Genomic DNA, 17,869 nt, shown 5'->3' on the forward strand with positions numbered 1-17,869 from the left:
GGCCTGCGGTTATTCGTGAGATAGCGGGACTGAAATCCCTCTTCCTTTTCCGCTGAAAAGCGCCTATGAACCGGCCCGATGAGTAAATTCCGGCTGGCGCACTCGATACGAATTATCGGCCCGGTCTTCCGCGCGCGCTGAGCGGCCGGAAGGTCCGGGTTTTCGGCGCTTGGATTGAACGAGCGCTCTCCGTCACCACAGATTTCATATCCGCGTGCCCTTGTTGGGCCGCCAGAAACGATTGTCCCACATGACCGACACAGCCGAAAAGATCGATTACTCGAAGACCCTCTATTTGCCTGAGACGGATTTCCCGATGCGCGCTGGCCTGCCGCAGAAGGAGCCGGAACTCGTTGCCCGCTGGCAGCAGATGGACCTCTACAAGAAGCTGCGCGCCTCCGCCGCTGGCCGCGAAAAATTCGTCCTGCACGACGGCCCGCCCTATGCGAACGGCAATATCCATATCGGCCACGCGCTGAACAAGATCCTCAAGGACGTCATCACGCGCTCTTTCCAGATGCGCGGTTACGACTCCAACTATGTTCCGGGCTGGGATTGCCACGGCCTGCCGATCGAATGGAAGATTGAGGAAGAAAACTATCGCGCCAAGGGCAAGGCCAAGCCTGACCTGACAGAGCCGTCGGCGATGATCGAATTCCGCCGCGAATGCCGCGCCTATGCCGAAAAGTGGATCGCCATCCAGGGCAGTGAATTCCAGCGCCTTGGTATCGTCGGCGATTTTGAAAACCCGTATCTGACGATGAACTTCCATGCGGAAAGCCGCATCGCCGGCGAGCTGCTGAAGATCGCCAGGAGCGGCCAGCTCTATCGCGGCTCCAAGCCGATCATGTGGTCGGTCGTCGAGCGCACGGCGCTGGCGGAAGCCGAAGTCGAGTATCATGACTACGAGAGCGACACGATCTGGGTGAAGTTCCCGGTCGCGAAGGCTTCTGATGGTCTCAAGGATGCCTTCGTCGTCATCTGGACCACAACCCCCTGGACGATCCCCGGCAACCGGGCGATCGCCTATTCCTCGCGCGTTTCCTACGGCCTTTACGAAGTGACGGCCGCCGAGAACGATTTTGGCCCGCGTCCAGGCGAGAAGCTGATCTTCGCCGATAAGCTCGCCGAAGAATCCTTCACCAAGGCAAAGCTGCAATACAAGCGTCTCGCTGACGTCACGGCCGCAGATCTCGCCAGCATCATCTGCGACCATCCGCTGAAGGGTCTCGACGGTGGCTATGAATTCACTGTGCCGCTGCTCGATGGCGATCACGTCACCGATGATGCAGGTACCGGCTTCGTCCATACCGCGCCGAGCCACGGCCGCGAAGACTTTGATGTCTGGATGGCGCATAGCCGCGAGATCGGGGCACGCGGTATCGAGACCAAAATCCCGTTCCCGGTCGACGATGGCGGCTTCTACACCGCTGACGCGCCCGGCTTCGAAGGCGCGCGCGTCATCGACGACAACGGTAAGAAGGGCGATGCCAACGACCGCGTCATCAAGGCGCTGATCGAACGTAACGCGCTCTTTGCCCGCGGCCGCCTGAAGCATCAGTATCCGCATTCCTGGCGCTCCAAGAAGCCGGTGATCTTCCGCAATACGCCGCAGTGGTTCGTCTATATGGACAAGACGCTCGCCGACGGAACGACGCTGCGCACTCGGGCGCTCAAGGCGATCGACGATACCCGCTTCGTGCCGGCTGCCGGCCAGAACCGCCTGCGCGCGATGATCGAGCAGCGCCCGGACTGGGTTCTGTCACGTCAGCGCGCCTGGGGTGTGCCGATCTGCGTCTTCGTCGACGAGCACGGCGAAGTGCTGCAGGACGATGCCGTCAACCAGCGCATCCTCGATGCGTTCGATGCCGAAGGCGCCGATGCCTGGTTTGCCGAAGGCGCCAAGGAACGTTTCCTCGGCAATGAGCATGACCCGGCCAAGTGGTCTCAGGTCATGGACATCCTCGATGTCTGGTTCGACTCGGGCTCCACGCACACTTTCACGCTGGAAGACCGCCCCGACCTGAAATGGCCGGCCGATCTTTATCTCGAAGGTTCCGACCAGCATCGCGGCTGGTTCCATTCGTCGCTTCTGGAATCGGCGGCGACGCGCGGCCGTGCGCCCTACAACGCCGTCCTTACCCATGGCTTCACCATGGACGAGAAGGGCGAGAAGATGTCAAAGTCGAAGGGCAATGTCACTTCGCCGCAGGAGGTGATGAAGGATGCCGGCGCCGACATCCTTCGTCTCTGGGTCATGACCTCTGACTATGCGGACGATCTGCGCGTCGGCAAGACGATCATCCAGACCAACGTCGATGCCTATCGTAAGCTGCGCAATACCATCCGCTGGATGCTCGGCACGCTGGCGCACGACAAGGGCGAGGTCATCGCGCTCGCCGATCTGCCGGAGCTGGAACAGCTGATGCTGCATCGCCTGTCAGAGCTCGATCAGCTCGTGCGGGAGAACTATGACGCTTTCGACTTCAAGAAGATCGCCCGAGCATTGATCGACTTTGCAAATGTCGAACTCTCGGCCTTCTACTTCGACATCCGCAAGGACGCGCTCTACTGCGATGCGCCTTCCAGCCTTCGCCGCCGCTCGGCGCTCTATGTCATCCGCATGATCTTCGATTGTGTGGTGACCTGGCTTGCGCCGATGCTGCCCTTCACGACCGAAGAAGCGTGGCTCTCGCGCAATCCGTCGGCCGTCTCTGTGCATCTGGAGCAGTTCGCTCCGGTCGCGAAAGAATGGCGCAACGACGCTCTGGCCGAGAAGTGGAAGAAGATCCGCGCGATCCGCAGCGTCGTGACCGGCGCGCTCGAAATCGAGCGCAAGGACAAGCGCATCGGCTCGTCGCTCGAGGCAGCACCGGTCGTCTATGTCACCGACGCGGAATTGTTGAAGGCGCTCGAAGGTCAGGATTTCAGCGAAGTCTGCATCACCTCCGGTATCGCGATCGAGCCGGATGCCGGCCCGGCTGACGCTTTCCGGCTGCCGGAAGTCCCTGACGTCGCTGTCGTTCCCAAGCTTGCCGAAGGCGTAAAGTGCGCCCGTTCCTGGCGCATCACCACCGATGTCGGTTCCGATCCTGATTATCCCGACGTCTCGGCGCGTGACGCGGCCGCACTCCGCGAACTCGGCATCAGGGCCTGAAGATATTTGCCGGGTGAATTGCCTTTGCGGCGTTCATCCGGTAAAAGCTGCCTGAAAATGGCCGGATTTTTGCGTCAGGGGGACGATTGTCCGGTGGGCAGTACTGATTCCGGCATGCGGGAAGGGATTTCATGTTAGCGACGCATTGGTTCCGTTTGGGCGCCTGCCTGTCTCTTGCGATGGCGGGAAGCTCCATGATGTCAGGTTGCGCCAGCAGCCCGACCTACGGCACCGACAAGACCGCCATGGAACAGCTTGCCGACGACCTCGGCCAGTCCGTTTCGCTGACCGGCCCCGGCCCTAAGAATTCCGGCGTCAAGTATACGCCGCGACCGACGCTGGTCATGCCCGCGAAGGACCAGAAGGAAACGCTGGTTCAGCCGCAGGAAACGGTAGCCAACAAGGACAATCCGCAGTGGGTTGAATCCCCGGAGGAAGCCCGCAAGCGCCTTGTCAAGGAAGCCGACGAGAACTCGGACAATCCGAGCTATCGCTCGCCGCTCGCCAGCTCCGCCATCGAAGGCGGCCGCCAGACGACGGAAGCCCAGACCAAAGCCTATCGCGAAGCTCGCGCCCTGCAGAAGGGTGCCTATATCGACCAGCGCCGCTATATTTCCGATCCGCCGACCGAATATCGCGCCGTCGACGATCCGGCAAAGCTCGATGACCTCGGCACGCCGGAGCAGAAGAAGGAAAAGCAGCGCAAGAAAGACGCCGCAGTCGCAAACAGCGGCACCAAGTGGTGGCAGATCCTTCAGTAGGATCGGCTGACGGCTGTTCGCCGAGAATCGGCGTTGGGTCAGCATGGTGTGAGATGGCTCGCAAACGGAGCGTGCACATCACGGCAGGTCGCGTTTCCCGGAAAAGAATGTGCGCAACAGATCCGCAGATTCGGTCTCGTTGAATCCGGAATAAACTTCCGGTGCGTGATGGCAGGTTGGCTTGGCGTAGAAGCGCACGCCATTATCGACAGCGCCGCCCTTCGGGTCTTCTGCTCCGTAATAGAGCCTTCGGATCCGGGCAAAGGAAATGGCGGCCGCACACATGGTGCAAGGCTCGAGTGTGACATAGAGATCAGCGCCGACGAGCCGCTCCTGGCCAAGCTTGTCGGCAGCCATGCGGATCGCGGCGATCTCCGCATGGGCGGTGATGTCGTTGAGTTCCCGCGTGCGGTTTCCGGAGCTTGCGACTGCTTCGCCATCGACGACGACGACGGCACCGATCGGCACTTCGCCGCGTTCTCCGGCGGCGCGCGCTTCTACAAGTGCCATCTCCATAAATCGATTTGTCTTCACGTTCGCAAGAATTTCCACTTAACCGCGGGTGCATGACCTGATAGACAGGCCGGAAAAGGCAGGCAAACAACAAATGACATCCAAAGACAAGCCAAAACGCCCAGGCAGCAAGGTTCCGGCGCGCGAAGCCCGGTCCAAAAGCGGCCCGAAGACCGGTAGCGAGAAGCCGTTCAAGGCTGCTGCGGCGAAAGTCGCGGCTAACGAAGCGGATGGCGACCCCAAGGCGGAACGCATCTCCAAGGTGATGGCGCGCGCCGGCGTCGCCTCCCGTCGCGATATCGAACGCATGATCATGGACGGCCGCGTCACGTTGAACGGCAGGCTCTTGGACACGCCCGTCGTCAACGTCACGCTCGAAGACAAGATCGAAGTCGATGGCGTGCCGATCCGCGGCATCGAGCGCACGCGCCTGTGGCTCTACCACAAGCCGCAGGGACTTGTGACGACGAATTCGGATCCGGAGGGACGACCGACCGTCTTCGACAATCTGCCGGAAGAGCTTCCGCGGGTCATGTCGATCGGCCGCCTCGACATCAATACCGAAGGCCTGCTGCTGCTCACCAATGATGGCGGCCTCGCCCGTGCACTGGAGCTGCCGACCACGGGCTGGCTGCGCCGCTACCGTGTGCGCGCCCATGGCGATATCGATCAGGACGCGTTGGACAAGCTGAAGGACGGCATCGCCGTCGATGGCGTTCTCTACGGCTCCATCGAAGCGACGCTCGACCGCACTCAGGGGTCCAACGTCTGGATCACCATGGGGCTGCGCGAAGGCAAGAACCGTGAAATCAAGAACGTGCTCGGCGCGCTTGGCCTCGAGGTCAACCGCCTGATCCGCGTCTCCTACGGCCCCTTCCAGCTTGGCGAACTGCCCGAGGGCCAGGTGATCGAGGTCCGCGGCCGCACGCTGCGCGACCAGCTTGGCCCGCGCCTCATCGAAGATGCCAAGGCGAATTTCGATGCGCCGATTTATAACGCGCCCGCGGTTGCCGCCGAAGAGGCCGAGGAGCCGGCGCCCGTTCGTCGCGAGCGCCCGCGCCGCGACGAAGACAAGCGCGAGCGTGCTCTCAGCCGCCTCGACACCAGGCGCGACGACCGCCGGGATGATCGAAAGGATGACCGCCGCGGTGACGACGACAGACCGAAGCGCCCCGCGCTCGGCAGCCGCCGCAATGCCAATGTCTGGATGGCGCCCGGCGCCCGTCCGCTCGGCGAGAAAGCTGCGGCCAAGGCCGCCAAGAATGCGCAGACCGCCCGCCGCCGCGGTGAAACATCCGCCCCGGCAAAGGAACCGCGTTTCGACCGCACGAGCGATCGTCCGCGTCCGCAGATCAATCGCGTCCACGAAGAGGATGGCGAGTGGATTCGTTCGAGCGAGGCACCCCGCAAGCGCGACGAGGACGAAGGTTTCGGCCGCAAGCGCTCCTTCGGCGATCGCCCTGCGCGCGAAGAAGGTGGCGAGCGTTCGCGCCCGGCCAGAAGCTTCGGCGGTGAGGGCCGCTCCGATCGTCCTCGCGGTGATCGGCCCTTTGGTGATAAGCCGCGTGGCGAGCGCCGTTCGCGCACGGAAGGGGAGGAACGTCTGCGTTCCTTCCGCGATCGTCCGCGTGACGAAGGCGGCGAACGCTCATCGCGTCCGGCGCGCAGCTTCGGTGGCGAGGGCCGTTCGGAACGTCCCCGTGGCGGAAAATCCTTTGGCGACAAGCCTTTCGGCGCGAAGCCGCGCGGTGAGCGCCGTCTGCGTGCGGAAGGTGAAGAAGGTGCGCGCCCCTTCCGTGAGCGCTCTCGCGAGGAGGGCGGAGAGCGTTCCCGTCCGGCTGGAAGCTTTGGCGGTGAGGGCCGTTCGGAACGTTCGCGCGGCGACAAGCCTTTTGGGGACAAACCCCGTGGCGGAAAGAGTTTTTCCGGCAAGCCGAAAGGCGATCGGCCGGGTGGCGGCGGCAGGCCTTCCGGCGGGCCGTCCAGAGGTGGTGCGAAAGGCAAGGGAATGACGCGCGGTGCGGATCGTCGGCGGTGAGTTTCGCGGACGGCCGCTAGCCGTACCAAAATCCAACGACATCCGGCCGACTGCGGACCGGACGCGTGAGAGCCTGTTCAACATTCTGAGCCATGCCTATCCGGAATGTATCGACGGCACCCGGATTCTCGATCTTTTCGCCGGCACCGGGGCCGTCGGCCTCGAAGCCGTTTCACGCGGCTGTCGCCATGCGCTGTTTGTCGAAAACAGCGTCGAGGGCAGGGCGCTCCTCTGGGAAAACATCGATGCGCTCGGCCTGCATGGCCGCACGCGTATCCTGCGGCGTGATGCGACCGACCTCGGCAGCATCGGCAATCTCGAACCTTTTGACGTGCTTTTTGCCGACCCGCCCTATGGCAAGGGTCTGGGCGAGAAAGCGCTTGCGGCGGCGGCCGACGGCGGCTGGTTGAAGCCCGATGCGATCGTCGTTCTCGAAGAGCGCGCGGAGGTTGCTGTTTCGGTTCATCCCTCCTATGTTTTCCTCGAAAGCCGAATATTCGGCGACACCAGAGTGCATTTCTTCCGGTATCAGCCGCAGTAGCCGGCACGTTGGGAGCAGATCGTGCCGCAGGCGGAAATCATCAGTCCGAAATCGCCTGCGATCAGCGATCTTCCGACGGTCGCCGTCGCCTTCGGCGGTGGCGGTGCGCGCGGCCTCTCGCATATCCATGTGATCGAAACGCTGGATGAACTCGGTATCCGTCCCGTGGCGATCTCAGGCTCTTCCATCGGCGCCATCATGGGCTCCGGCATGGCGGCCGGCATGTCGGGCGCTGAAATCCGCGAACATGCCCTGGCGACTGTGGGCAACAAGGCCGCAGTCGTCAGCCGTATCTGGGGATTGCGACCGACGACTGTGCGCGATGCCGTGGCCAAGGGTATTCGCATCGGTCAGTTCAATCTCGAACGTATTCTGAAAGCCTTCCTGCCATCTGAGCTTCCCCAACGTTTTGAAGATCTGCTCGTGCCTATGAAGGTGATCGCCACCGATTATTACGGCCAGGCCGAGGTCATAGTCGAGCATGGACAGCTTTTTCCGGCGCTAGCCGCATCGTCGGCCATTCCTGCCGTCTTCATGCCGGTGAGGCTGCATGGCCGGGTGATGATCGACGGCGGCATCGCCAATCCAGTACCCTACGAATGCCTGATGGACCTTGCCGATATCGTCATCGGCATCGATGTCGTCGGTGCGCCCGAGGGCGATGGAACCCACATCCCGAACCGCATGGAAAGCATCTTCGGTTCCGGTCAACTGATGATGCAAGCAGCGATTTCCTTGAAGCTGAAGCTCCTGCGCCCGCACATCTTCCTGCGCCCGACGGTTGGCCGCACCGGCGTCATGGATTTCCTGAAGGCGCGCGACGTGCTCGCAATGTCCGTTGGTGTCAAGGATGAACTGAAATATGCCCTCGACCGGGAAATAGAAGCGCGGTTGAAGCGCTAATTCGGCACCCATGTGGAAGTTTAGGCATCGGCCGTCACGTCTGATCTGTTTGCCAGTGGATCGGTGTCGAAAGGATCGGGTGCGCGCTTGGGCTTGACCAACGGTTCCGGCTTGATCGGCGTTGAGAACAAGAGATCTTGGCCCGCCTGCAAACCCTCGGATACCTGCAGAACCAGCCGCGCCTCGTCGCGCTTGCGAATGTCTTCGCCGATCTCATAGGCATCGACCTCGGAAACGCCGAGCGCTTCCAGCGTCCGCCGGCCGAAGAGCAGACCGGATTCCAGCGTTTCGCGCAGCTCGTAATCGACGCCCTTGTTGCGCAACTCGATGGAGTGGATGCGGTCATAGGAACGCACGAAGAGTGTCGTCTGCGGGTAATCGGCCTGGATCAGTTCGACCACCTTGTCGGTAATTTCTTTCTTCTGGGTGCAGACGAGTACGATCTTCGCCCGGTCGATGCCCGCCGAGCGCAGCACGTCCTTGCGGGTGCCATCGCCGAAATAGATGCGGAAACCGAAGGAGGAGGCCTGGCGGATGCGGTCGGCCGAAAAGTCGATGACGGTGACGCTTCGCCCGCCGGCAAGCAGGATCTGTGCGGCGATCTGACCAAAACGCGAGAAGCCGACCATCAGGACGTCAGCACCGGCACCCTCGAAATCCTCGTCCAGTTCCTCATGCGCGTCTCCCGTCAGCATCCGCTTGGAGAGGGCCGCACCCAGGGGCGTCAGTGCCATGGAAAGGGTGACGATTGCCACAAGAAGCGAGGCCGTGCTGCTCGGCATCAACCCGGCAACGGCAGCTGCGGTGAACAGCACGAAGCCGAATTCGCCGCCTTGCGGCAGCAGGAAGGCGATGCGCACGGCATCGTCATGCGAAGAGCGTGTCAGGCGGCAGAGCGCATAGATGATCAGCGCCTTCACGGCCATGACAACTGGCACAGCGATGATGATGAAGAGCACGTTGTCGAGCAACACCTGAAGCTGCAACGACAGACCGACGGCAATGAAGAAGATAGCGAGCAGCACGCCGCGGAAAGGCTCGATATCGGCTTCCAACTCATGTCTGTAGGAGGATTCCGCCAGCATGACGCCTGACAGGAAAGCGCCCATCGCCATCGAAAGCCCGGCAAGCTGCATCAGGCTTGCCGACCCCATGACGACGAAGAGGGCGGCTGCGATCATCGCCTCGCGCGCGCCGGTGCGGGCGATGATCTGGAAGAGGGGCGTCAGCAGATATCGGCCCATGATGATCATTGCACCAACCGCCGCAACGGAGATGGCGAAATCAGCAAGCGGATTGCCGCTGCCCTTGTTGCCATCGAGGATGGTGACGACGGCCAGAAGCGGCACGATCGCAAGATCCTGAAAGAGCAACATGGAGAAGGAGCGCTGCCCATAGCGCGTGTTCACATCGCCGTCGCCTTCGAGGATCTGCATGGCGAAGGCAGTTGACGAAAGCGCCAGCCCGAAGCCCGCGACGATGCTGCCGCGCCAGTCGAGAACGCCGCAGACCCAGGCGAGTGCGGTCAGGGCCAGGCCCGTCACCACCACCTGTGCCGTACCCAGGCCGAAAATGTCGCGCCGCATCTGCCAGAGACGGGAGGGCTTCAATTCAAGCCCGATGATGAACAGCAGGAAGACGACACCGAGTTCGGCGACATCGAGGATCTGCTCGCCATCGGTAATGCCATGAAAGATCGGTCCGATGACGACGCCAGCCGCCAGATAGCCGAGAACGGTTCCTAGTCCGAGCTTCTTGAAGATCGGTGCGGCTACGACCGCACCGCCGAGCAGCAGGATGGTTTCGGAGAAAAGCGCGTTGGGTGCGGACATGCTTCGTTTCTTTCGACGGCGGGGCAAGCAGGCAGCCAGGAAAAGAATCGGCATCCACGGCCTTGATGCTTTCGGGAGTGCACAATAAATGGAACTGGAAGGAAAGGCCAAATCATGTCCCCTAAAATCGATTCCTCGACGCTTCTTTCCCGTGCAACTCAATTGATCGATCTGGCGAAAAAGGCAGGTGCCGATGCCGCCGACGCTGTGGTCGTCCGCTCGCGTGCGCAATCGGTCAGCGTTCGCTTAGGCAAGGTTGAAGGAACGGAGTCCTCCGAGAGCGACGACTTTTCGCTCCGCGTCTTCATCGGCAAGCGGGTGGCAAGCGTTTCGGCCAATCCGGGTTTCGACTTGCAGGCGCTCGCCGAGCGCGCCGTCGCCATGGCAAAGGTCTCGCCGGAGGATTCGTTCGCGTGTCTTGCTGACGAGAGCCGGCTCGCGAAAACCTATCCCGATCTGCAGTTGCTCGATACGACGGAGGTCGGCACCGATCAGCTGCGGGAAGCAGCCCTTGCTGCAGAAGCGGCCGCCCTTGCAGTCAAAGGTGTCACCAATTCCTCCGGCGCCGGCGCTTCGGCCGGCATGGGCGGGCTGGTGCTTGCTACGTCGCACGGCTTCGAAGGCAGCTATATGGCATCCCGCTTCGGCAACTCCGTCAGCGTCATTGCCGGCGAAGGCACCGGCATGGAGCGAGACTACGATTTCGACAGCCGCCTCTATTATATCGAGTTGGATGATCCCGCCGAGATCGGCCGGCGTGCCGGCGAGCGCGCCATCAAGCGCGTCAATCCGCGGCAAGTTCCGACCGGCAAGGACATTACCGTCATCTTCGATCCGCGTGTCGCTCGCGGTTTCGTCGGCCATATCGCCGGCGCTATCAATGGCGCGTCGGTCGCCCGCAAGACAAGTTTCCTGCGTGACAAGATGGGCCAGCAGGTGCTGAAAGCAGGTCTGTCGGTCACTGACGATCCTCTGATCGTGCGCGGGCCGTCCTCTCGTCCCTTCGACGGCGAAGGCGTGTCTGGCGAGCGGCTGGTGATGATCGAGAACGGCGTGCTCAAGCACTGGTTCCTGTCTACCTCGACCGCGAATGAAATCGGTGGCCTGGAGACCAATGGCCGCGGCGTGCGCGGCGGCACTTCGGTCACGCCCGCCTCTACCAATCTGGCACTGGAGCCCGGTGACATATCGCCTGAAGAGCTGATCCGCAGCGTCGGCAACGGTTTCTACGTGACCGAGTTGATCGGCCAGGGCGTCAATATGATAACGGGTGAATACAGCCGAGGTGCGACCGGTTTCTGGATCGAGAACGGCGAACTCACTTTCCCCGTATCGGAGGTGACGATCGCCTCGAACCTCAAGGATATGTTCATGCGGATGACGCTCGCCAATGACATCGACCGTAAGTTCGGCGTGGCGGCTCCGACCTTCGCGATTGAAGGCATGACGCTTGCCGGCCGCTGATGAACGGATCGATGCGATGAGCGATACGGACAACCGCTGGCAAAGCGATCTCGCACTGATCGCCGATGCTGCAAAACAGGCGGGCGCCATCGCACTCGGTTTCTTCAACAAGTCGCCGGAAGTCTGGTGGAAAAACGAGGATCGCTCACCGGTCAGTGCAGCCGATTTTGCGGCCAATAAAAAGCTCGAAACCATTCTGCGCAACGCACGGCCGGCCTATGGCTGGCTGTCGGAAGAGACCGACGACGATGCGGGGCGATTGGAACAAGAGACGCTATTCATCGTCGATCCGATTGATGGCACACGGGCCTTCCTCGCCGGCAAGGTTCTCTGGTGCGTTAGCGTTGGTATCGTTCATCGCGGTCGCCCCGTCGCGGGTGTACTTTATGCGCCGGCGCTCGACGAGCTCTATGAAGCGGTGGAAGGCGGTCAGGCCCTGAAAAACGGCAAGCCGATTTCCGTTTCCACGCGCGGCGAGACCGACCTCAGTCGGCTTGCCGTCAGCGAGGAATTGTTCAAGATTCTGCCGGCGGCGGTTCGTGAACGCAGCGAGCGCGTCAAATATATCCCCTCGCTTGCTTACCGCATCGCCATGGTGGCTGACGGCCGGCTGGACACGACGTTTGTCGGTCGGAATGCCCATGACTGGGATATCGCGGCAGCGGATCTTATTCTCGAACGTGCCGGCGGCGGCCTCGTCGATCTCTCCGGGCATCCGACAACCTATAATAGAGAGAAAATCAGCCACGAGGCTCTCTGCGCTTCGCCTGTCCCGCGTCTCCGCGAATATCTGGACTTGTTCACTCAGCTAAGAGACGGTTGACGTTTCCGTCAAAATCCCTCAGATGAGGGGCCGGAGGAGAATAGCAGAAAGAGAATAAAAATGACGGACTCCGGCGGTAAAAAGCAGCTCTTGCACCTCGTCTTTGGTGGCGAACTCGAAAGCCTTGAAGGCATCCAGTTTCGGGATCTTAGGGATCTCGATATTGTCGGTATTTTTCCCGACTATGCCACGGCATTGACGGCTTGGAAGGCCAAGGCGCAGCAGACGGTCGATAACGCGCATATGCGTTACTTCATCGTCCACATGCATCGTCTGCTCGACCCGCAGGATACGACCGGGAGCAAGTGAGCCCCAACAGCAATAGGCTGGCTTTCCGCTGTCCACAGCGGAGGCCTTTGCGCATCGGTTTCGCGCTTCCGTGGACGCATTCTGAACAAATTAATCGGTCATTGCGGCCGCAACGATAATTAGGGAATTGGATCGATGTCGATCTGCATGGATCGGAGATCTGCCGAATGAGCTCCCGGATGGCGCGGGTCGGTCTGAACGCGTACCGTCTGGCGGGAACCGTGGCTTCGCCGGTCGTCGGCCTCTACATCACCTACCGCACGGCCAAGGGCAAGGAAGACCGTGCCCGCCGGCTGGAACGGTTTGGGTATGCAAGCGCCAATCGGCCGCAAGGCCCGCTCGTCTGGTTCCATGCCGCAAGTGTGGGCGAAACCAACGCCGTCATTCCCCTGATCCGTGAAATTCGCCGCCGTGACATCCATGTCATCCTGACGACAGGCACCATCACCTCGGCAAAGCTTGCTGCTGAACGTCTCGGCACCGACGCCATCCATCAATATGTACCGCTCGATCTGAAGCCCGCTGTCGGCCGTTTCCTCGATTATTGGCAGCCCGATTGCGCCATCATCGCTGAATCCGAAATCTGGCCCGCGACCGTGCTGGAACTTGGGCGGCGGCGCATTCCGCAGATCCTCGTCAATGCCCGTATGTCGGACCGCTCGTTTGCCCGTTGGCGCCGCCGCCCGTCGCTTGCCGAGGCTCTCTTCGAAAATCTGGCGCTGGTCATAGCCCAGTCTGATTTGGACGCCGAACGTTTCCGTGATCTTGGCGCCGTGCCGGTAATCACCTCGGGCAACCTGAAGGTCGACACCGACGCTCCGCCATATGATAGCGCTGTCTTCGCCCGCTATAAGAAGCAAATCGGCGACCGCAAGACATGGGCGGCGATCTCCACCTTCGACGGCGAGGAAAATGCGGCTGGCATCGTCCACCGGGCGCTCCGCGACCGCGACAAGCAGCTCACGATCATTGTGCCGCGCCATCCCGAGCGCTCTGACGAGATCGAGGCAACTCTTGTCAAGCAGGGACTGAAGGTCGCTCGCCGCACACGTGACGATGTTCTGACGCCTGATGTCGATATCTTTCTTGGGGATACGATTGGCGAAATGGGCCTTTATCTTCGTCTGACGGAAGTGGCCTTCGTCGGTCGCTCGCTCTTTGCCGAAGGCGGCCAGAATCCGCTGGAGCCGGCCATGCTCGGCTGTGCCATCCTCTCGGGCGGCAATGTGCAGAACTTCCGTGAAGCCTATCAGAAGCTCGCCCGCAGCGGCAGCGCCCGCATGGTGCGCGATACCGAGATGCTGGCGAAGGGCGTGCATTACCTGCTGACCAACGATGAGGCGCGCGGCAAGATGATCCAGGCCGGAATCGCCACCGTTCATGAAATGCGCGGCGCGCTGAGCGCCACCTTGAAGGGGCTGGAGCCCTATATCAACCCGCTGACGGTGAAGGCGCGCTTGTTGCCCAAAACCGCGGCGCAGGCCTGAGGAGCAATCATGTCGGCGGAGGTGAAGATCAGGGGCATCCTGTTCGACAAGGACGGCACGCTGCTCGACTATGATGAAAGCTGGCTTCCGGTAAATCGCGAGCTTGCCCGCATCGCTGCCGAAGGTGATGCCGCTCTCGCCGACGATCTTCTGGCCCAGTGCGGCATGGACCCGGTGACCGGGCATATCGTACCCGACAGCCTGCTAGCTGCCGGCAACACCCGCCAGATCGCCGAAGGCCTGGTCGCTGCCGGCTCGAGGGTCGATGTCATCGAACTGACGATCAAGCTCGACAACCTCTTTGCCAATGCCGCCGAATTCTCCGTCCCGGTGACGGACCTCGCCGCTTTCTTCGAGCGCCTGCACAAGAGCGGTTTCAAGCTCGGCATTGCCTCCAGCGATAACGAGCGCTCTATCCGCCAGACGGCCCAGCGTTTCGGCATTTCCCAATATGTCGATTATATCGCCGGTTACGACAGCGGCTTCGGCAGTAAGCCGGAGCCTGGCATGGTGCTCGGCTTCTGCGCTGCGACCGGTCTCGCGCCGGAAGAGGTCGCCATGGTCGGCGACAATAACCACGATCTCCATATGGGCAGGAACGCCAAAGTGGGCCTGACGATCGCGGTTCTGACTGGCACCGGCTCGCTTGAGTCGCTCTCTGCGGCTGCCGATCATGTCTTAGACGACATCACTGGCATTGTGGCCCTGCTGCCGGATCTTCAGCCGGCCTGACGCGCAAAGACTTGCATTTTCATGCGTTTTGGCTTCTCAATCCGCCCGATTGATTTTGGAGGACCTCGTCCTGACGGCCGGGGCAAGGGAAACGGGACGGCATTATGATTTCAGAAGCGCCGCCTTTCTGGTGGAGGCGGGCAGGCTGGCAGGCTTGGGTTTTATCGCCCCTTTCTTTCCTCTATGGCCGCGTGGCGGGTTACCGCATGATCCATGCGCGCCGCGCCTCGGTTCCAATCCCCGTCATCTGCGTCGGTAATTTCACCGTCGGCGGCGCTGGCAAAACGCCGACCGCGATTGCAATTGCCCGTGCCGCGAAGGCTAAGGGTCTGAACCCCGGTTTCCTCAGCCGCGGCCATGGCGGCTCCCTTGATGTGACAACAGTTGTCGATCCCGCGCACCATCGCGCTGTTGCCGTCGGTGACGAGCCGCTGCTGCTGGCGCAGGAAGCACTGACGGTGATCTCCCGCCGGCGTGTCGATGGTGCGATCAGACTGGTTGAGGAGGGCGCCGATTTCATCATTATGGATGACGGCTTCCAGAGCGCGCGCCTCGCGATCGACTATGCACTTCTGGTAATTGATGCGACGCGCGGTCTCGGCAATGGCTATATTGTGCCAAGCGGACCGGTGCGCGCACCGGTGCGCCTGCAACTGCGCCAGGCAACCGCGCTTCTGAAGGTTGGAGATGGCAATGCGGCCGACCGCATCGTCCGTATCGCAGCCCGCGCGGCAAAGCCCTATTTCACGGCTGCGCTGAAGATCTCGGGCGAAAACTACCTGGAAGGCCTGAAAGTGCTGGCCTTTGCGGGCATCGCCGATCCCGAGAAATTCTTTCGCACCGTGCGTTCGCTTGGCGCGACCATCGAGGTCGCGACCTCCTTCGGCGATCACGAACACCTTAGCGAAGAAGAGATCGAGGGTCTTCTGAAGACTGCGGACCAGCAGAACCTGACGATCGTTACGACCTCGAAGGACTTCGTGCGGCTCGCCGGTCATCACGGCAAGGCCGAACAGCTAGCGGTCCGCTGCCGGGTCGTCGAGGTGGAAATGGCCTTCACGGATCCACTTGCCCCTAGCCTCATCATAGACCGAGCTTTCGAGGCCTGCCGTCAACGGCGGCTCAAAGAGGCGAAGGCAAAAAGTTAACGCTGGGTCGGCAAAACACCGGCGCGGCGGTCGGCTTCGAGCGCCGATGCGACGTCTGCGTAGGCTTCCTGTCGCGCTACGCTCCAATAGCGGAGCTCATCGAGCGGAACCTGCTTGCCGGTGAGTGCGCAGACAACATAGGAGCCGGGCGACAGAATCTGGAAGTCGCCGTCGAGATAACGGATTTTCGCTTCGCGGTTCCCGTGCCCTTCAAACAAGTTCATGCGCTCCATTCCCTATGGCCTGTCATCCGCTTGCCATACTCCCCGAGAGGCCGTTTTGCCAGCTTTTTCAGCTCCGGCCGAACAGCCGTTCGATATCGGCAAGCTTGAGTTCGATATAGGTCGGCCGTCCGTGATTACACTGGCCGGAGCCCGGGGTGATTTCCATCTGGCGCAAAAGTGCGTTCATTTCTTCCGGCCGCATTCGCCGTCCTGATCGCACGGAGCCGTGACAGGCCATGGTCGCGGCCACATATTCGAGCTTGGTGGAAAGACCGGAGGCCGTATCCCATTCGGCAATCTCGTCGGCAAGCTGACGGATGAGGCCCGGCGCATCCACTTCGCCCAGCATGGCCGGCGTCTCGCGTACGGCAATGGCGCCCGGCCCGAAGCGTTCGATTGCAAGGCCGAGCTCGGCAAGCTCTGCCGCATGCACCATCAGCCGATCGCAATCCTCCTCGGGGATGTCGACGATTTCAGGGATGAGCAGTACCTGCGAGGCTAGCCGCTTCGAATGCAGCGCCTTGCGCATCGCCTCGAACACCAGCCGCTCGTGGGCCGCGTGCTGATCGACGATGACGATGCCGTCATCGGTCTGGGCCACGATATAATTTTCATGGATCTGCGCCCTGGCGGCACCGAGCGGATAGCGCGCCATCGCTTCGACTGCGGCCGCCTGAGCCAGCGGCGCTTGCTCGAAAACCGGCTCGGACCGCGCCGTCGGGTGGACGAGTCCGTCGAAGGAGGCTTGCGGCCTTTCGGCAAAACCGGCTGTCGGCTGGTATGGCCGGGAAGGGGATGTTGCCGCGGACCACGGCGCCTGCGGCCGCGGTGATGCCGCCTGGAAGCCGGGTCGGAAAGACCGCAGCATGTCGCTCGCGCCAGTCGTTGCCGCGCGACTGCCGTCGCGCGCCAGCGCCTCGCGGATCGCACCGACGATCAGTCCGCGCACCAGCCCCGGATCGCGGAAGCGGACGTCGGATTTTGCCGGATGCACGTTGACGTCCACCAGTGCCGGATCGAGTGTGATCGACAGCACCGCAACGGGATAGCGCCCGGCCGGGATCGTTTCGGCGTAGGCGCCGCGAATCGCCGAGAGGATGAGTTTATCCTGCACGGGCCGGCCGTTGACGAAAGCGTACTGGTGGGCGGAGTTGCCCCGGTTGAAGGTCGGCACGCCGGCGAAGCCAGTTAGCTGCACGGCTTCACGTTCGGCGTCCAAGGCGATGGCGTTGTCGCGGAATTCTTTGCCGAGCACCTGTGCCATGCGCGCCAGGTGATCCCCGCCGGTGGCCGGAAATTCCAGGCTCGAGCGATCAGGGCCTGACAGCACGAAACGCACGCCCGGAAAGGCAATCGCCATGCGCTTGACGATCTCGGTGATTGCTGCAGCTTCCGCCTTTTCCGTCTTCAGGAACTTCAGCCGCGCCGGCGTTGCGAAGAACAGGTCGCGTACTTCGACGATCGTTCCCGGGTTGGCGGCTGTTGGGCGCAGATGCACGATCTTGCCGCCGACGACTGCAATCTCGTTGCCTGCCGCGCTGTCGCGCCTGCGGCTCGAAATACTGAGCCGCGCCACCGAACCGATTGATGGCAGTGCTTCGCCGCGGAAGCCGAGCGTGCGGATATCGTCGAGCGTCTCCGATATCTTTGATGTGCAGTGACGCTTGACGGCAAGCTCGAGATCGGCGGCATCCATGCCGGTACCGTTGTCGCTGACGCGCAGCAGCGCCTTGCCGCCGCCGGCGGTCGCGATTTCGATGCGTGTAGCACCGGCGTCAAGCGCGTTTTCGATCAGCTCTTTCGCAGCACTCGCCGGCCGTTCGATGACCTCACCGGCGGCGATCTGATTGATGAGCGTTTCTGAGAGCTGTCTGATGACCATAGGTCTATTTTCCAGGATTCGCAGCCCCGAGGAAAGGATTTTGTCAGGTTGTAGG

Annotated in this window: 15 protein-coding genes; 11 read left to right on the top strand and 4 right to left on the bottom strand. The window is 61.8% G+C overall.

Annotated features, from left to right (window positions below; all coding sequences use genetic code 11):
- Positions 1-250: 250 nt before the first annotated feature.
- Entirely contained in the window at positions 251-3,157 is a 2,907-nt protein-coding gene (gene ileS, locus FHX15_RS07845; RefSeq protein WP_184395207.1) for an isoleucine--tRNA ligase, read from the top strand.
- 131 nt (positions 3,158-3,288) lie between these two features.
- The gene (locus FHX15_RS07850; RefSeq protein ID WP_184395209.1) at positions 3,289-3,918 is read left to right on the top strand and encodes a hypothetical protein; all 630 of its coding nucleotides are present in this window, start codon (positions 3,289-3,291) and stop codon (positions 3,916-3,918) included.
- A gap of 78 nt (positions 3,919-3,996) precedes the next feature.
- Here FHX15_RS07850 and FHX15_RS07855 read toward each other — a convergent pair whose 3' ends face one another.
- Positions 3,997-4,434, bottom strand: coding sequence for a nucleoside deaminase (locus FHX15_RS07855; protein WP_184395373.1), 438 nt, complete (start codon positions 4,432-4,434; stop codon positions 3,997-3,999).
- A gap of 91 nt (positions 4,435-4,525) precedes the next feature.
- Between FHX15_RS07855 and FHX15_RS07860 the strand changes: the two genes are divergently transcribed.
- Genes FHX15_RS07860 through FHX15_RS07870 form a run of 3 tightly spaced genes read left to right on the top strand, consistent with a single transcriptional unit; the run spans position 4,526 to position 7,913 of the window.
- Positions 4,526-6,469, top strand: coding sequence for a pseudouridine synthase (locus FHX15_RS07860; protein WP_184395211.1), 1,944 nt, complete (start codon positions 4,526-4,528; stop codon positions 6,467-6,469).
- A complete protein-coding gene (gene rsmD / locus FHX15_RS07865; RefSeq protein ID WP_184395213.1) occupies positions 6,450-7,010 on the top strand; it encodes a 16S rRNA (guanine(966)-N(2))-methyltransferase RsmD in 561 nt (186 codons plus the stop codon). The genes FHX15_RS07860 and rsmD overlap by 20 nt, the downstream gene beginning before the upstream one ends.
- Positions 7,011-7,031: 21 nt before the next feature.
- A complete protein-coding gene (locus FHX15_RS07870; protein ID WP_184395214.1) occupies positions 7,032-7,913 on the top strand; it encodes a patatin-like phospholipase family protein in 882 nt (293 codons plus the stop codon).
- A gap of 20 nt (positions 7,914-7,933) precedes the next feature.
- On the opposite strand, the gene FHX15_RS07875 is transcribed toward FHX15_RS07870, so the two are convergent.
- Positions 7,934-9,745 carry a monovalent cation:proton antiporter-2 (CPA2) family protein gene (locus FHX15_RS07875; RefSeq protein ID WP_184395216.1) on the bottom strand — a complete coding sequence of 604 codons (1,812 nt, stop codon included), beginning with the start codon at positions 9,743-9,745 and terminating at the stop codon, positions 7,934-7,936.
- 114 nt (positions 9,746-9,859) lie between these two features.
- On the opposite strand from FHX15_RS07875, the gene FHX15_RS07880 reads away from it, so the two are divergent.
- From FHX15_RS07880 to lpxK, 6 genes are all read left to right on the top strand, one after another.
- Positions 9,860-11,209 (top strand): TldD/PmbA family protein, encoded by a 1,350-nt coding sequence (locus tag FHX15_RS07880; RefSeq protein ID WP_184395218.1) that lies wholly within the window; start codon positions 9,860-9,862, stop codon positions 11,207-11,209.
- Between the two features lie 16 nt (positions 11,210-11,225).
- Positions 11,226-12,032 carry a 3'(2'),5'-bisphosphate nucleotidase CysQ gene (locus tag FHX15_RS07885; protein ID WP_184395220.1) on the top strand — a complete coding sequence of 269 codons (807 nt, stop codon included), beginning with the start codon at positions 11,226-11,228 and terminating at the stop codon, positions 12,030-12,032.
- A gap of 60 nt (positions 12,033-12,092) precedes the next feature.
- On the top strand, positions 12,093-12,341 hold the full coding sequence (locus tag FHX15_RS07890; RefSeq protein ID WP_184395222.1) for a DUF4170 domain-containing protein: 249 nt from the start codon (positions 12,093-12,095) through the stop codon (positions 12,339-12,341).
- Positions 12,342-12,508: 167 nt separating this feature from the next.
- Positions 12,509-13,828, top strand: coding sequence for a lipid IV(A) 3-deoxy-D-manno-octulosonic acid transferase (waaA, locus tag FHX15_RS07895; protein ID WP_184395224.1), 1,320 nt, complete (start codon positions 12,509-12,511; stop codon positions 13,826-13,828).
- Positions 13,829-13,837: 9 nt separating this feature from the next.
- A complete protein-coding gene (locus FHX15_RS07900) occupies positions 13,838-14,560 on the top strand; it encodes an HAD family hydrolase (RefSeq protein WP_184395226.1) in 723 nt (240 codons plus the stop codon).
- 104 nt (positions 14,561-14,664) lie between these two features.
- Positions 14,665-15,708 (top strand): tetraacyldisaccharide 4'-kinase, encoded by a 1,044-nt coding sequence (lpxK, locus tag FHX15_RS07905; RefSeq protein ID WP_184395228.1) that lies wholly within the window; start codon positions 14,665-14,667, stop codon positions 15,706-15,708.
- On the opposite strand, the gene FHX15_RS07910 is transcribed toward lpxK, so the two are convergent.
- Positions 15,705-15,932 carry a DUF2093 domain-containing protein gene (locus FHX15_RS07910; RefSeq protein ID WP_184395230.1) on the bottom strand — a complete coding sequence of 76 codons (228 nt, stop codon included), beginning with the start codon at positions 15,930-15,932 and terminating at the stop codon, positions 15,705-15,707. The two genes, lpxK and FHX15_RS07910, sit on opposite strands and share 4 nt — an antisense overlap.
- Before the next feature lie 67 nt (positions 15,933-15,999).
- Positions 16,000-17,814, bottom strand: coding sequence for a DNA mismatch repair endonuclease MutL (gene mutL, locus FHX15_RS07915; protein ID WP_184395232.1), 1,815 nt, complete (start codon positions 17,812-17,814; stop codon positions 16,000-16,002).
- Between the last annotated feature and the right edge of the window lie 55 nt (positions 17,815-17,869).

It is taken from the genome of Rhizobium sp. BK650, from assembly GCF_014195325.1.
Lineage (GTDB): Bacteria > Pseudomonadota > Alphaproteobacteria > Rhizobiales > Rhizobiaceae > Rhizobium.

Bases quoted from the DNA above. Each gene is read 5' to 3' on its own strand.
- FHX15_RS07890 (WP_184395222.1), top strand. From the start codon at position 12,093: ATGACGGACTCCGGCGGTAAAAAGCAGCTCTTGCACCTCGTCTTTGGT.
- lpxK (WP_184395228.1), top strand. From the start codon at position 14,665: ATGATTTCAGAAGCGCCGCCTTTCTGGTGGAGGCGGGCAGGCTGGCAG.
- FHX15_RS07850 (WP_184395209.1), top strand. From the start codon at position 3,289: ATGTTAGCGACGCATTGGTTCCGTTTGGGCGCCTGCCTGTCTCTTGCG.
- FHX15_RS07875 (WP_184395216.1), bottom strand. From the start codon at position 9,745: ATGTCCGCACCCAACGCGCTTTTCTCCGAAACCATCCTGCTGCTCGGC.
- FHX15_RS07885 (WP_184395220.1), top strand. From the start codon at position 11,226: ATGAGCGATACGGACAACCGCTGGCAAAGCGATCTCGCACTGATCGCC.
- ileS (WP_184395207.1), top strand. From the start codon at position 251: ATGACCGACACAGCCGAAAAGATCGATTACTCGAAGACCCTCTATTTG.
- FHX15_RS07855 (WP_184395373.1), bottom strand. From the start codon at position 4,434: ATGGAGATGGCACTTGTAGAAGCGCGCGCCGCCGGAGAACGCGGCGAA.
- FHX15_RS07910 (WP_184395230.1), bottom strand. From the start codon at position 15,932: ATGAACTTGTTTGAAGGGCACGGGAACCGCGAAGCGAAAATCCGTTAT.
- FHX15_RS07860 (WP_184395211.1), top strand. From the start codon at position 4,526: ATGACATCCAAAGACAAGCCAAAACGCCCAGGCAGCAAGGTTCCGGCG.
- FHX15_RS07900 (WP_184395226.1), top strand. From the start codon at position 13,838: ATGTCGGCGGAGGTGAAGATCAGGGGCATCCTGTTCGACAAGGACGGC.
- FHX15_RS07880 (WP_184395218.1), top strand. From the start codon at position 9,860: ATGTCCCCTAAAATCGATTCCTCGACGCTTCTTTCCCGTGCAACTCAA.
- mutL (WP_184395232.1), bottom strand. From the start codon at position 17,814: ATGGTCATCAGACAGCTCTCAGAAACGCTCATCAATCAGATCGCCGCC.
- waaA (WP_184395224.1), top strand. From the start codon at position 12,509: ATGAGCTCCCGGATGGCGCGGGTCGGTCTGAACGCGTACCGTCTGGCG.